At 69.6% G+C, this 14,290-nt stretch carries 9 protein-coding genes; 4 read left to right on the forward strand and 5 right to left on the reverse strand.

What is annotated here, in order from left to right:
* Positions 1–128 precede the first annotated feature (128 nt).
* Positions 129–1,049 (forward strand): carbohydrate kinase family protein, encoded by a 921-nt coding sequence (locus tag AC068D_RS14270; RefSeq protein WP_478823296.1) that lies wholly within the window; start codon positions 129–131, stop codon positions 1,047–1,049.
* Positions 1,050–1,567: 518 nt separating this feature from the next.
* Here AC068D_RS14270 and uvrA read toward each other — a convergent pair.
* Positions 1,568–4,639 carry an excinuclease ABC subunit UvrA gene (gene uvrA / locus AC068D_RS14275; protein WP_478823297.1) on the reverse strand — a complete coding sequence of 1,024 codons (3,072 nt, stop codon included), beginning with the start codon at positions 4,637–4,639 and terminating at the stop codon, positions 1,568–1,570.
* 221 nt (positions 4,640–4,860) lie between these two features.
* On the opposite strand from uvrA, the gene AC068D_RS14280 reads away from it, so the two are divergent.
* The 3 genes from AC068D_RS14280 to AC068D_RS14290 all read left to right on the forward strand — a co-directional run bounded on the left by AC068D_RS14280 (position 4,861) and on the right by AC068D_RS14290 (position 7,706).
* A complete protein-coding gene (locus AC068D_RS14280) occupies positions 4,861–5,559 on the forward strand; it encodes a maleylpyruvate isomerase family mycothiol-dependent enzyme (RefSeq protein ID WP_478823298.1) in 699 nt (232 codons plus the stop codon).
* Positions 5,560–5,580: 21 nt separating this feature from the next.
* Complete coding sequence (locus AC068D_RS14285) at positions 5,581–6,237, forward strand: MBL fold metallo-hydrolase (RefSeq protein WP_478823299.1); 657 nt, start codon at positions 5,581–5,583, stop codon at positions 6,235–6,237.
* Between the two features lie 173 nt (positions 6,238–6,410).
* Positions 6,411–7,706: an MFS transporter gene (locus AC068D_RS14290; protein ID WP_478823300.1), complete on the forward strand. Its 1,296-nt coding sequence runs from the start codon at positions 6,411–6,413 to the stop codon at positions 7,704–7,706.
* An 80-nt stretch (positions 7,707–7,786) separates the two neighbouring features.
* Here the strand turns inward: AC068D_RS14290 and AC068D_RS14295 are convergent, their stop codons facing one another.
* The 4 genes from AC068D_RS14295 to uvrB all read right to left on the reverse strand — a co-directional run bounded on the left by AC068D_RS14295 (position 7,787) and on the right by uvrB (position 14,273).
* Positions 7,787–8,821 carry a TerC/Alx family metal homeostasis membrane protein gene (locus tag AC068D_RS14295; protein ID WP_478823301.1) on the reverse strand — a complete coding sequence of 345 codons (1,035 nt, stop codon included), beginning with the start codon at positions 8,819–8,821 and terminating at the stop codon, positions 7,787–7,789.
* 450 nt (positions 8,822–9,271) lie between these two features.
* Positions 9,272–11,281: a TerD family protein gene (locus AC068D_RS14300; RefSeq protein ID WP_478823302.1), complete on the reverse strand. Its 2,010-nt coding sequence runs from the start codon at positions 11,279–11,281 to the stop codon at positions 9,272–9,274.
* Between the two features lie 98 nt (positions 11,282–11,379).
* Complete coding sequence (locus AC068D_RS14305) at positions 11,380–11,958, reverse strand: TerD family protein (RefSeq protein WP_478823303.1); 579 nt, start codon at positions 11,956–11,958, stop codon at positions 11,380–11,382.
* 155 nt (positions 11,959–12,113) lie between these two features.
* The gene (gene uvrB, locus AC068D_RS14310; RefSeq protein WP_478823304.1) at positions 12,114–14,273 is read right to left on the reverse strand and encodes an excinuclease ABC subunit UvrB; all 2,160 of its coding nucleotides are present in this window, start codon (positions 14,271–14,273) and stop codon (positions 12,114–12,116) included.
* Between the last annotated feature and the right edge of the window lie 17 nt (positions 14,274–14,290).

The raw sequence follows: 14,290 nt of genomic DNA on the forward strand, positions 1-14,290 counted from the left end.
TTGCGGGCGCGGCGTCGGAACAGACCCGACGATACCGGCGCAGATCACGGTGCCCGCCACCGGGTCGGCCCGGGGGCTGCCCCAGGAACGCACTGTTGCCGACCAGCACGATGGGTTACGTTTTGGCCGTGATCGTCATCGCCGGTGAGTCCCTGATCGATCTGGTCCCGCAGCGGGCGACGGCCTGCGGTGAATCCCTGCCGGCGCTCCTCCCCCGCCGCGGAGGAGGCCCCTACAACACGGCCGTGGCCCTCGGGCGGCTGGGCTCGCCCGTCACCTTCTGCTCCCGTGTCTCGACGGACGATTTCGGCGAGGCGCTCCTGGGCGGGCTGCGCGCGGCGGGGGTCGGGACGGCGCTGGTGCAGCGCGGGCCCGAGCCCACGACGCTCGCCGTCGCCTCGCTCGCGGCGGACGGCTCCGCGGGGTACGTCTTCCATACGGCCGGCAGCGCCGACCGGCTCTTCGAGCTGCCACCGGAACTACCGGGCGAGGTAAGGGCGTTGGCGTTCGGGACGTGCTCATTGGTGCTGGAACCGGGGGCGAGCGCTTACGAGGCGCTGCTGCGGCGCGAGGCAGAACGGGGGGCCTTCACCCTCCTCGACCCCAATATCCGCCACGGTCTGATCCCGGACCCCGACGCATACCGGGCCCGTTTTCGTGGCTGGCTGTCGTCGGTGTCCCTGCTGAAGCTCTCCGAGGACGACGCCCGGTGGCTCGGCAGCGATGCTCGGGACTGGCTCGTGGAGGGCGGTCCGGCGGCAGTGGTGCTGACCCGCGGCGACCGGGGCCTGACGGTCTTCACCCGGAACGGCGTGGAGGTCTCCGTACCTGCGGTGCCGGTCAGGGTGGCCGACACGATAGGCGCCGGCGACACGGTGAACGCGGCGCTGCTCCACGCCCTGGCGCGCCGGGACGCCCTCTCCGTACCCGTGCTGCGCGCGCTGGACGAAGCCACATGGGCCGAGATCCTCGGTTTCGCGGCCCGTGCGGCCGCGCTGACCTGCTCTCGTACCGGCGCGGAGCCGCCGTACGCGTCCGAGCTGGCGTGATCCGCCGTGCCCCTTGCCCGGGGAGAGGGGCTGCCGGGCGGAGCCGCCTGGGTTCTGTCCAGGGCGTTCCTCTCGGGCCCGCGACGGGGTGCCCGGTACGAAGGTGATCTCCCCCGTCCTCCGGCTGGTGGGGCACCCCCGGCAGAGCCAGGGGGAGGGCGCGGAACCCGGCGCGCTGTAGACCACCTCGCGGCCGGCCGGGTCCACGGAGAGGACGACGCCGCCCTCGGTGGACTCGGCGAGGCCGTCGGCGGACGGCAGCCGGCGGTCGGCGGTCGGCGATGGCCATCCGGTGCCCCCACCGCCTTGCGATGCTTCCCTCGGCCCCGACGGGCCCGGGGAGACCCCATGCATCCGACGCCGCGGGCCGATCCTCAAAGATCGCCAGGACAGGACCTCGGCCCGTAGGGGCAACCGGCAGGGGGTACGGCGTGGCACCCGGGACAAGGGGCGCGTTGCGGGGTCGTGCACAGCCCTGCCACCCCCGGGCAGCGGCGGGGCTGAACACGCCCGGCGGCTCAGGCCTTGCGGGCCCGGGCGCGCGTCGTGGCCGCCGTGGCGGTCTTCGCCGTCTTGGCCGCCGTGGCGGACTTGGCCGTCTTGGCCGTCTTGGCCGCTGTGACGGTCTTGGCCGTGGCGGCCTTCTTCGTGGGGGTGGAGTTCGCCGCCACCGTCCTCTTCGCGGCCGCGGCCTTCCTGACCGGGGCGGTCTTGCGTGACTGCGGGGGCACCGAGTCGCTGATCCGCTCCGCGCTGAGGATGTCCCGCAGGAACTTGCCGGTATGGCTCGCCGGGACCCCCGCGACCTGCTCCGGGGTGCCCTCGGCGATGACGAGACCACCGCCGCTGCCGCCTTCGGGACCCATGTCGACGACCCAGTCGGCGGTCTTGATGACGTCCAGGTTGTGCTCGATGACGATCACGGAGTTGCCCTTGTCCACCAGTCCGGACAGCACTGTGATCAGCTTGGAGATGTCCTCGAAGTGCAGTCCGGTGGTCGGCTCGTCGAGCACATAGACCGTGCGGCCCGTGGACCGCTTCTGGAGCTCGCTCGCCAGCTTCACCCGCTGGGCCTCACCACCCGACAGCGTCGGCGCGGACTGCCCGAGCCGGACGTACCCCAGTCCCACCTCGTTGAGCGTCTTCAGATGGCGGGCGATGGTCGGCACGGCCTCGAAGAAGTGCAGTGCCTCCTCGATGGGCATGTCCAGGACTTCGGCGATGGACTTGCCCTTGTAGTGGACCTCCAGGGTCTCCCGGTTGTAGCGCGCGCCGTGGCAGACCTCGCACGGAACGTACACGTCCGGGAGGAAGTTCATCTCGATCTTGATCGTGCCGTCGCCCGAGCAGTTCTCGCAGCGGCCGCCCTTGACGTTGAAGGAGAAGCGGCCCGGCAGATATCCGCGGACCTTCGCCTCCATCGTCTCGGCGAAGAGCTTGCGGACATGGTCGAAGACCCCGGTGTAGGTGGCCGGGTTGGACCTCGGCGTACGGCCGATGGGCGACTGGTCGACATGCACGACCTTGTCGACCAGGTCGTCGCCGTCCACCCGTGTGTGCCGCCCCGGCACCGACTTGGCGCCGTTGAGCTCGCGCGCCAGATGGGTGTAGAGGATGTCGTTGACCAGGGTCGACTTGCCGGAGCCGGAGACACCGGTGACGGCCGTGAGAACCCCGAGCGGGAACGACACGTCGATGTCCCGGAGGTTGTTCTCCCGGGCGCCGTGCACCGTCAGCTGTCGGGCCGGATCCACGGGGCGCCGGATGTCCGGCGTCGCGATCGACTTCTTCCCGGACAGGTACTGCCCGGTCATCGACTCCTTGTTGCCCAGCAGTTGCTTCAGCGGTCCCGAGTGGACGACCTTGCCGCCGTGCTCGCCCGCGCCCGGGCCGATGTCCACGACCCAGTCGGCGACCTTGATGGTGTCCTCGTCGTGCTCCACGACGATCAGGGTGTTGCCCATGTCGCGGAGGCGGACGAGGGTCTCGATGAGCCGGTGGTTGTCGCGCTGGTGCAGGCCGATGGACGGCTCGTCCAGGACGTACAGCACACCGACGAGACCGGACCCGATCTGGGTGGCGAGCCGGATGCGCTGTGCCTCGCCGCCGGAGAGCGTGCCTGCGGCCCGGTTCAGCGAGAGGTAGTCGAGGCCGACGTCGACCAGGAACCGCAGCCGCTCGTTGACCTCCTTCAGGACCCTCTCGGCGATCTTCTTGTCCCGGGCGTTGAGCGTCAGCCGGCCGAGGAAGTCCGCACACTCGCTGATCGACATCGCGGCGACGTCGGCGATGGACTTCTCCATCACCGTCACCGCGAGGACGATCGGCTTCAGACGTGTGCCCTCACAGGTCGGGCACGGCACCTCGCGCATATAGCCCTCGAAGCGCTCGCGGCTGGAGTCGCTCTCGGCCTCTCCGTGGCGTCGCTTGACGAAGGAGACCGCCCCCTCGAAGGCGGGGGTGGTCCATGCGCGCTCCCTGCCGTACCGGTTCCGGTAGCGGACCTCGATCTGGGTCTTGTGCCCGTACAGCAGTGCCTTCTTGGCACGCTGCGGGAGCCCGGCCCACGGCATGTCCGTGCTGAAGCCGAGCGCCTGGGCCAGCCCGTCGATCAGGCGTCCGAAGTACTCCTTGGTGTGGCCGTGGGACCAGGGGTGGATCGCGCCCTCGGCCAGGGACCGCTCCTCATCGGGCACGATGAGCTCGGGATCGACCTCCATGCGCGTACCGATGCCCGTGCAGTCGGGGCAGGCGCCGAACGGGGAGTTGAAGGAGAAGGAACGCGGCTCGAGCTCCTCGAAGGACAGGTCGTCGTACGGGCAGTACAGATGCTCCGAGTACATCCGCTCGCGCTCGGGGTCGTCCTCGGGGAGGTCGACGAAGTCGAGGACGACCATGCCTCCGGAGAGGCCGAGCGCGGTCTCGACGGAGTCGGTGAGCCGGCGCTTGGCACTGTCCTTGACGGTGAGGCGGTCGACGACCACCTCGATGGTGTGCTTCTCCTGCTTCTTCAGCTTGGGCGGGTCACTGAGCTGGATCGTCCGCCCGTCCACCCTGGCCCTGGCATAGCCCTTGGTCTGCAGGTCGGCGAAGAGATCGACGAACTCTCCCTTGCGCTCGCGCACGAGCGGCGAGAGCACCTGGAAGCGGCTGCCCTCGGGCAGCTCCAGCACCCTGTCGACGATGGCCTGCGGCGACTGGCGCGAGATGGGTCGGCCGCACTCGGGGCAGTGCGGCTTGCCGATCCGGGCGAAGAGCAGCCGCAGATAGTCGTAGACCTCGGTGATCGTGCCTACCGTCGAGCGCGGGTTGCGCGAGGTCGACTTCTGGTCGATCGAGACGGCCGGGGAGAGGCCCTCGATGAAGTCGACGTCGGGCTTGTCCATCTGGCCCAGGAACTGCCGGGCGTACGAGGACAGCGATTCGACGTAGCGGCGCTGTCCCTCGGCGAAGATCGTGTCGAACGCGAGCGACGACTTGCCCGACCCCGAGAGCCCGGTGAAGACGATGAGTGAGTCACGCGGGAGGTCGAGCGAGACGTTCTTCAGGTTGTGCTCGCGAGCGCCACGGACGATGAGACGGTCGGCCACGCCGGGTCCGCACCTTTCTTGAGGGATGTCGTGGGAGAAGCGGGGGTACGGCCCCCGTCCCCGGACGGCTCCGGGCCGGGGGGCCACGAGGTCGTTGACTGTCTGAGGATGAATGCCTGACTACCAAGGATGCCTCCACCGAGCCTATAGCACGCGCATTCGATTTTCGGTGCTGCTCGGCCACCTTCACCCGAACGTGTGGTGGGACTATCGTCGGGCCCATGATCAAGCCTGTACGTGACCTGGCCTCTGTACATGAAGCGACCGAGCGGCTCCTCAGCGCAGCCGCCGGCCTGGACAACGCGGCGGCCGCCGGGCCGTCACGGCTCCCCGGCTGGAGCCGTGGCCATGTCCTGGCCCATCTCGCCCGTAACGCGGACGCCCTCGTCAACGTCTTCGAGGGCCGCCCCATGTATCCGAGCGCCGAGGCCCGCGATGCCGACATCGAGCAGGGCGCGCCCCGGCCCCTCGACGTCCAGCTCGACGACGTGCGGGAGACCGCCGCGCGCTTCCAGGCCGTGGGCGGCGCCCAGGAAGCCCAGGGCGCCGGCTGGACCCGCACCGTCGAACTGCGCAACGGCGTCAAGGACGCGGCGGCCCGGATCCCCTTCCGGCGCCTCGTCGAGATCGAGCTCCACCACGTCGACCTCGGCATCGGCTACGAACTGGAAGACCTCCCCACGGACTTCACGGAACGCGAGATCGACTTCCTCGCGGAGCGGTTCACCGGACACAAGGACGTACCGTCGACCGGCCTGGCCACCACGGACGGCCGGTTCTGGACTACGGGCGGCGGGGCGGAGGGCACGGTGGTCGTCGAGGGAACGCCCGCCGACCTGCTCGGCTGGCTGGCCGGGCGCCGTGCCGGTTCGGCACTGAAGGTCTCGGGCGGCCCGCTGCCGGTGCTGCCGCCGCTGTAGTCGGCTGAGTACGCTGGCCCCATGACTTACAGCGGAGCGGTGAAGGTCGGCGGTCCGGCGGACGTGCACGAGCTCAGGGACCTGATGATCTCCAAGGTCGCGGTCGGACCGATGGACAACAACGCGTATCTGCTGCGCTGCCGGACCACCGGCGAGCAGATGCTGATCGATGCGGCCAACGAGCCCGAGACCCTGCTCCGGCTGATCGGTGACGACGGCATCGCGTCCGTCGTCACCACACACCGGCACGGCGACCACTGGCAGGCACTGGCCGAGGTCGTCGAGGCCACCGGGGCACGCACCTACGCAGGCCGTTACGACGTCGAGGGCATTCCCGTGCCCACCGATGTGGCGGTCGAGGACGGCGACTCGATCCGGGTCGGCCGGGTCGAGCTCACCGCCCGCCGTCTCATCGGCCACACCCCCGGGTCGATCGCCCTGATCTACGACGACCCGCACGGCCACCCGCACGTCTTCACCGGCGACTGTCTCTTCCCGGGCGGGGTCGGCAACACCCACAAGGACCCCGAGGCCTTCACCAGCCTGGTCAACGATGTCGAGACGAAGCTCTTCGACGCCCTCGCCGACGAGACCTGGGTCTACCCGGGCCACGGCAACGACACCACCCTCGGCGCGGAGCGGCCGCATCTGCCGGAGTGGCGCGCACGCGGCTGGTGAGCCACCTGTCGCGCGGGGCCCACGGCCGGTGAGCCCCGCGCCCGGTGCCGCTCCCCGGAAGGGCGCGCCGTGCTTCCGTGCGCCCCCGTAACCCGGGACGATCACAGGTAGTTGGGCGCGGCATGCGTAAAGATCACACTCCGCGCCCACCCGTGCCGGCCGCTCCCCCCTCCATGACCCGGCTGGCCGCGGCCTCCCTGGCCGGTACGGCCGTGGAGTTCTACGACTTCTTCGTCTACGGCACCGCCGCCGCGCTGGTGCTCGGACCGCTGTTCTTCCCCACGTTCTCTCCGATCGCGGGGACCCTGGCAGCCTTCGGCACGTTTGCGGCCGGGTTTCTCGCGCGTCCGCTCGGCTCCGTGCTCTTCGGCCACATCGGCGACCGCTACGGACGGCGGCCGGTGATGTTCGCCTCGCTGCTGCTGACCGGACTGGCCACCGTCCTGGTCGGCTGTGTGCCGTCGTACGCAACGCTCGGCGTCACCGCTCCCGTGCTGCTGCTGGTGCTGCGTTTCCTGCAGGGGCTCGGGCTCGGTGGCGAATGGGGCGGGGCGGTGCTGCTGACCGCCGAGCACGCGCCTGCGGCTCGCCGTGGACTGTGGGCGAGCTTTCCGCAGATCGGGCCCGCGGTCGGATTTCTGCTCGCCAACGGGGTGATGCTGGTCCTGTCGGCGAATCTGAGCAATGCCCAGTTCCAGGAGTGGGGCTGGCGGGTGCCGTTCTGGGCGGCGGGCCTGCTCGCGGCGGGCGGACTGCTGCTGCGCAGCTCATTGGCGGAGACCCCGCAGTTCCATCAGATCACCGAACCTGCCCGGCTCCCGCTGGCCGAGGTGCTCCGCGGACACTGGCGGCTCGTGCTGCTGACCGCCGGAGCGCTGGCGGTCGGTTACGCCGTGTTCTACACCGTCTCCACCTGGTCGCTCGCGTACGGAACCGAGCAGCTCGGCGTCAGCCGTACGACCATGCTCGGCTGCATCATGGCCGCCGTGGCGATCAAGGGTGCGGCCACGCCGCTGGTGGCTCTGCTCGGCGACCGCTACGGGCGGCGGCCGCTCTGCCTCATCGGCTGCACCGCCACCGTGGTGTGGATGTTCCCGATGGTGGCGCTGCTGCAGACGGCGGAGCCGTTGCTGATGTTCGTCGGGTTCCTCGTCGCCCTGCTCGCGTTCATCACCATGTTCGCGGTCATCGCGGCCTATCTGCCGGAGCTGTACGAACCGAGGGTCAGGTGCACCGGTGCGGCCGTGGGCTACAACCTGGCGGGTGTGCTGGGGGGCGCGCTGACGCCGATCGTGGCCACGGCGATGTCGGGCGGGCACGGACCGCCGTGGGGCGTCGCCGCCTATCTGACCGGGATCGCGCTGCTCAGCCTCGGATGCTTCGCCCTGCTTCCGGAGACCGTGCCGTCGCGGGCTCCGGCGACGAAGACCGCGGACGAGGGAGCAGCGGAGGAGGGGGCAGCTGTCTGAGCGACGCCCACGCACAGCACCGGCCGGGCCGCCTGAGCGGCCCGGCCGGTGTCGGAGGCCCGGGACACGGACCTGCTGTCTCAGGCGTCGATGCTGTCCTTGTCGGCCGTGTCGCCCGGCCCGCCCGTCTCCACGGCCGCGGCCTTCTCGGCGGCTTCCGCCGCCTCACGCCGCTCCTGCTTCCTGGAGGCGATGAGGCTGGTGATCGTGGTGATGACCAGCACGCCGCAGATGAACGCCAGCGAGAACGGGATGGAGATCTCGGGGACGTGCACCCCGGACTCGTGCAGGGCGTGCAGCACCAGTTTCACGCCGATGAAGCCGAGGATCACGGACAGGCCGTAGCTGAGGTGAACCAGCTTCTTGAGGAGTCCACCGATCAGGAAGTACAGCTGGCGCAGGCCCATCAGTGCGAAGGCGTTGGCCGTGAACACGATGTACGGGTCCTGGGTCAGGCCGAAGATCGCGGGGATGGAGTCCAGCGCGAACAGCACATCGGTGGTGCCGATGGCGAGCATCACGACCATCAGGGGGGTCAGCACACGCTTGCCGTTGACACGGATGAAGAGCTTCGTGCCGTGGTACCGGTCGGCGACGCCGAACTTCTTCTCGATGGACTTGAGGAGGCGGTTCTCCTCGAACTCGTCCTCCTCGTCGTCGGAGCGCGCCTCCTGGATGAGCTTCCAGGCGGTGTAGATCAGGAACGCGCCGAAGATGTAGAAGACCCACGAGAAGCTGGCAATGATCGCGGCGCCGGCTGCGATGAAGATGGCCCGCAGGACCAGGGCGATCAGCACACCCACGAGCAGCACGCGCTGCTGGAGGTGGGACGGCACCGCGAACTTCGCCATGATCAGGACGAAGACGAAGAGGTTGTCGACACTGAGCGACTTCTCGGTGATGAAGCCGGCGAAGAACTCGCCCGACGCCTGGCTCTCGCCGAACACCAGCAGGCCGAGGCCGAAGAGTGCGGCAAGCACGATCCAGACGACCGTCCAGATCCCCGCTTCCTTGATCGACACATCATGCGGCTTGCGGCCGATGAAGAAGTCGACCGCGATCAGGGCGGACAGACCGAGAATGGTCAGCACCCACATGTTCAATGAAACGTCCACTGCGCCTCCGGCGTCGTACGGCTACTGATCAGCGTCGTCGCTGCCGGAGGTCTCTTCCACCCGGGCGGGCTGCTGCCCTGCCCGGGCCGGCGCCCCGGGACCGACCTGTGTCTGTCCGTCCGTACTGACGGGCACGCCGCATGTGGGAGTACTCCCCTCCGCGCAAAGAACATTACAGGAAAGGCCAAAGAAAGGTAAAGGGGAAGGTAATGCAAGCGTCAAGTGGCCAGGTCAGCCCCGGTCGGCCCGCTGTCCGGTGCTGCTTCCTCTGCGCTCCCCGCTCTGCCCGCTCCTCCGCTCTTTCCGTGCCGGAGCACGGCCCGGGCGGGTCCCCTGCTTGGTTGGTCCCTCGGCGAAGAGGACGGGCCTTCCACCCCCGGAAGCGAGGGTGGAAGGCCCGTCGTCAGCCGCGCGCCGTCCCCGAGGTGCCTGCGGGTACCGTCCCGGGCGTCAACGCCGCAAGGTGCGGCGCGCCTCCGCGACCTGGGCCAGCACCTGCTGGAGCACCTGGCTACCGGGCGGGACGCTCGGCGGCTCGTACGTCCATGAGTGCTGCACCCAGGGATCGGCGAGGTGGTCGTCCGGGACCGGGGTGATCCTCAGCAGGGATCGCCACAGCGGGTCGAGAACCGGACCGTAGGCGCTCGCGTCCTCACGGTCCGCGACCATCAGCAGATGAACGCCGACCGCCGGGCCCTCGTCGGCGATATAGCGCAGCTGGGTGACGGCGCGGTCGTCGAAACCGTGCGGGAAGTCGTTGACGATCAACAACTGCTCGGCGGTGTCCAGGTCCGGCGGCAGGGCGTCGGACGCACCGCCGCGCACCGCCATCTGCACGAGATCGACCCGTTGGGTGAGCGTGGCGAGCATCGCGGAGACACCCTGGGCGCCGGTGGCCGGTGGCTCGTCCAGCGCACCGGACTGCACCAGTGGGGCGAGCGCCGCCGCCGCGGCACCGGCCGGATCGATGACCCGGACCGTGAACTCGCCGGCCGGATAGACGGCGAGCAGCCGGGCTGCAAGTGCCACTGCGGTGTCCATGGCGAGCCTGCGCAGCCGGCCCTCGTCCATCGTCGAAGCCACCTCGGATGTGGCCCGGCCGCTGTCGACCCACAGCCCGCGCTCCAGCGGCAGCCTGATGAGCATGGGGATGCGCAGTTCGGGGCGTTCCGGAAGGTGCAGATCACCGAGGCGCACGGCCATGGGGATCTCCATCGGGACGCGGTACGCGTGCCAGACGGGGTTGTCCCATCGGGCGAAGGCGGGCGGCAGGGCGGGCTCGACGACCTCGGATTCGGCCGAGAGCTGGTCGAGGTCGCGATCGAGGACCTCACGGGCCTGCGTGGTCAGCCGGTCGTGCTTGGCTCGGGCGTCCTCGCGTGCGGCGTCACCGGTTCCGGCGATACGGCTCCGCGGGTCGGCGAGTGCGCTGTCGAGCTCCTGATCGAGGCGGGACTCCGCGAAATCGACGGCGCTGCGATAGGCCGCCGTGGTGCGGGCCAGGTCCTCGAACATGCCCCAGACCTGGTTGTACAGCCGCTCCTCCATGGACCAGCCGGTGGCGTCCCCGGCGACCGGGGCGGGGGCGCGGCCCGGACCGGCGGGCGGTGCGACCGGGGGCGGCGGCGGAGGGGCGGCGGACTGTCGGCGGGGATGCGTGTAATTGATCGGACCGTCGTGGGACCGGTCCGGTCCGTGCGTCTGGTTCTGGCCCCCTGGGATCCCATCGGCAGGGGTGTCCGCCGGGGCGGGGCCGGGCACCGCGGTGCCGTGGGCCCCCTGGGACGGTGCGGACGGCACGGCACCCGGGCCCGGGGCGGCATCGGCGGCCGCTGTACCGGACGCGGCAGCCGGAGCACTGCGGCGCACCTCCGTGGTGCGCGGCGGGGGTGTGCCCACCGTGCGAGCGAGCCCGGGCGCAACGGCCTCCTGGATGGCGGCGGTCAGCGGGCCGGCGTCGGCGAGGCCCTGGTCGGCGAACAGGTCGGTGAGGCCGCCCGCGTATCCCTGTCCGATGGCGCGCACCTTCCAGGCGTCCTGGCGGCGGTAGAGCTCCAGGGCGACGACCGCGGACTCGGTGTCCAGGCCCGTGATGGTGTAGCTGGCGATTTCCGTGCCGTCAGGGTCCGTGACGGCGACGAACGGGGCCGCGACGGCGCCGAAGCGGGTCGGCACCGCGGGCCCCATCGGCAGTGCGAGCAGCACGCTCACGCGGTGCACGGCAGCGGCGAAGGCAGCCAGATCGACGGTGATCCGGTGGTCCGCGGTGGCACTGCGGGAGACCTCGATGCCGGGGAGGCCCGGCTGGGCGGGGTGGGCGACCCATTCGATGCCGGGCACCCGGCCGTTCTCGTCGGCCAGTGTGGCGCCGGCGACGACGGGTTTGCCGGCCGACACCCGGATCTCGAGTCGGTTGTGGGGCAGTGGATGGTTCTGCCCCCGGACCAGCTCGGCCGTCATCGCCTCTGTCCCCTCGATGGTGAGCGGTGTTCATTGGTGCAGCTCCCGGCGGCCTCATGCCTCCGGGAGCTGCGGTCACGACACGTCGAAAGCCGTGCCTACAGGTGCGGCAGGATCGCCGGCATCAGGTCCTGGAAGGTCCGGCCGTTGGCGGGATTGCCGACGGCGGTCATCTGCCAGCCGGCGCCCACACGGTGCACCTTCGCCATGATCTGCGCGGTGTACTGGCCTCCGCCGGTGAGCGTGTAGCGGGCCAGCTCCTGGCCGTTGGTCTCGTCGACGATGCGGCAGAACGCGTTCTGCACTTCCTGGAACGTCTGGCCCGTGAACGAGTTCACCGTAAAGACGATCTGGTCGATGTGGACCGGCACGCGCTGCAGATCGACGAGGATGGCCTCGTCGTCGCCGCCCTGACCGGCGCCGCCGACCAGGTTGTCACCGGTGTGCCGGACCGAGCCGTCGTCGCTCACGAGGTGCCGGAAGAAGACCACGTCCACGGGCTGCTTGTCGGCGAAGAGCACCGCCGACGCGTCCAGGTCGATCTCCCGGGTACGCGAACCGAACAGTCCTCGCCGCGGCGCCGCCTGCCAGCCGAGGCCCATGCGCACCGAACTCAGGGTGCCGCCGTCGGACTTCTGCAGGCTGATGCCCTGCCCCTTGGACAAGTTGACGCTCACGCGCTGTCCCCTCTCACAGTCCCCCGCAACCGTCCGTATGTGCGGTTGCCCCGTACCCTACGCACCCACGCCGACGGCGCAGCCACTTGGGCTGCTTTTGTGTCGGTCTTGAAACACATCTGCTGTGTCTGTCCTGAAACACACCTGCCGGCACGTCAGGCCAGGCCGGCCTCCTTCATCTGCCGGAGTTCCCTCTTCAGCTCGCCGACCTCGTCCCGCAGCCTTGCCGCGACCTCGAACTGGAGCTCCGCCGCGGCGGCCCGCATCCGGTCGGTCATCTCCTCGATGATTCCGGCCAGTTCGGCGGCCGGCCGGTCGCTCGTGACATCGCCCCTGCCGGCAGCGGCCTTGCCGCCCTTGGCCGCCTTCGTCCCCTTCGCCCCCGTCACCCCGTGCGCACCCAGCGACGGCACCGGCGCCTTGGCGCCCTTGCCGTCCTTTCCCTGGCGGTAGCCGGAGCCGAGCAGCTGCTCGGTGTCGACCTCCTCGCGCGCGATGGTGGCCACGATGTCGTTGATCTTCTTGCGGAGCGGCTGCGGATCGATGCCGTTCGCCTTGTTGTAGGCAACCTGCTTCTCACGGCGGCGGTTGGTCTCCTCGATCGCCTTCTCCATCGCCGGGGTGATCTTGTCGGCATACATATGGACCTGACCGGAGACATTGCGTGCCGCACGGCCGATGGTCTGGATGAGCGAGGTGCCGGAGCGCAGGAAGCCCTCCTTGTCGGCGTCGAGGATGGCCACCAGCGACACCTCGGGGAGGTCGAGGCCCTCACGGAGCAGGTTGATGCCGACCAGCACGTCGTACTCACCCGCGCGCAGCTCGCGCAGCAGCTCGACACGGCGGAGGGTGTCGACGTCGCTGTGCAGATACCGGACCTGGATGCCCAGCTCCAGGAAGTAGTCGGTGAGGTCCTCGGCCATCTTCTTGGTGAGCGTGGTGACCAGGACGCGCTCGTCCTTCTCGGTGCGCTTGCGGATCTCGTGCACCAGATCGTCGATCTGCCCCTCGGTGGGCTTGACGACGACCTCGGGGTCGACGAGGCCGGTGGGCCGGATGATCTGCTCGACGAAGCCGTCGGAGCGGGAGAGTTCGTAGGTGCCCGGGGTGGCGGAGAGATAGACGCTCTGGCCGATCCGCTTCTGGAACTCCTCCCACTTCAGCGGCCTGTTGTCGAGTGCCGAAGGCAGCCGGAAGCCGTGCTCGACCAGGGTCCGCTTGCGGGAGGCGTCCCCCTCGTACATCGCGCCGATCTGCGGGACCGTCACATGCGACTCGTCGATGACGAGCAGGAAGTCCTCCGGGAAGTAGTCGAGGAGGGTGTTGGGCGCGGTGCCCGGGGCGCGGTCGTCGAAGTGCATCGAGTAGTTCTCGACGCCGGAGCAGGAGCCGATCTGGCGGAGCATCTCGATGTCGTACGTGGTGCGCATGCGCAGCCGCTGCGACTCCAGCAGCTTGCCCTGCTTCTCCAGTTCGGCGAGGCGCTCCTCCAGCTCGCGCTCGATGCCGTTGACCGCCTTCTCCATGCGTTCGGGACCCGCCACGTAGTGGCTTGCGGGGAAGACGTACAGCTCCTGGTCGTCGCTGATCACCTCGCCGGTGAGCGGGTGGAGCGTGGAGAGGGCCTCGATCTCGTCGCCGAACATCTCGATGCGGACGGCCAGCTCCTCGTAGACCGGGAAGATCTCGATGGTGTCGCCCCGGACCCGGAAGGTGCCGCGGGTGAACGCCAGGTCGTTGCGCGTGTACTGGATGTCGACGAAACGGCGCAGCAGCTGGTCGCGGTCGATCTCCTCGCCGACCTTCAGCGGCACCATACGGTCCACGTACTCCTGCGGGGTGCCGAGACCGTAGATGCACGAGACCGAGGCGACCACGACGACGTCGCGGCGGGTCAGCAGCGAGTTCGTCGCGGAGTGGCGCAGTCGCTCGACCTCCTCGTTGATGGAGGAGTCCTTCTCGATGTAGGTGTCCGACTGCGGGACGTACGCCTCGGGCTGGTAGTAGTCGTAGTACGAGACGAAGTACTCCACCGCGTTGTTCGGCAGGAGCTCGCGGAACTCATTGGCCAGCTGGGCGGCCAGCGTCTTGTTCGGCGCCATCACCAGAGTGGGGCGCTGAAGCTTCTCGATCATCCAGGCCGTGGTCGCCGACTTGCCCGTGCCGGTTGCACCGAGCAGGACGACATCCTTCTCACCTGCGCGGATGCGCTTCTCGAGCTCGGCGATGGCCGTGGGCTGGTCACCGCTGGGCTGGTAGGGGCTGACGACCTCGAAGGGCGCCATCGTGCGTTCGATCTGGGATACGGGCCGCATGGAACCACCGTACGACC

Source organism: Streptomyces sp. NPDC043861 (assembly GCF_056435905.1).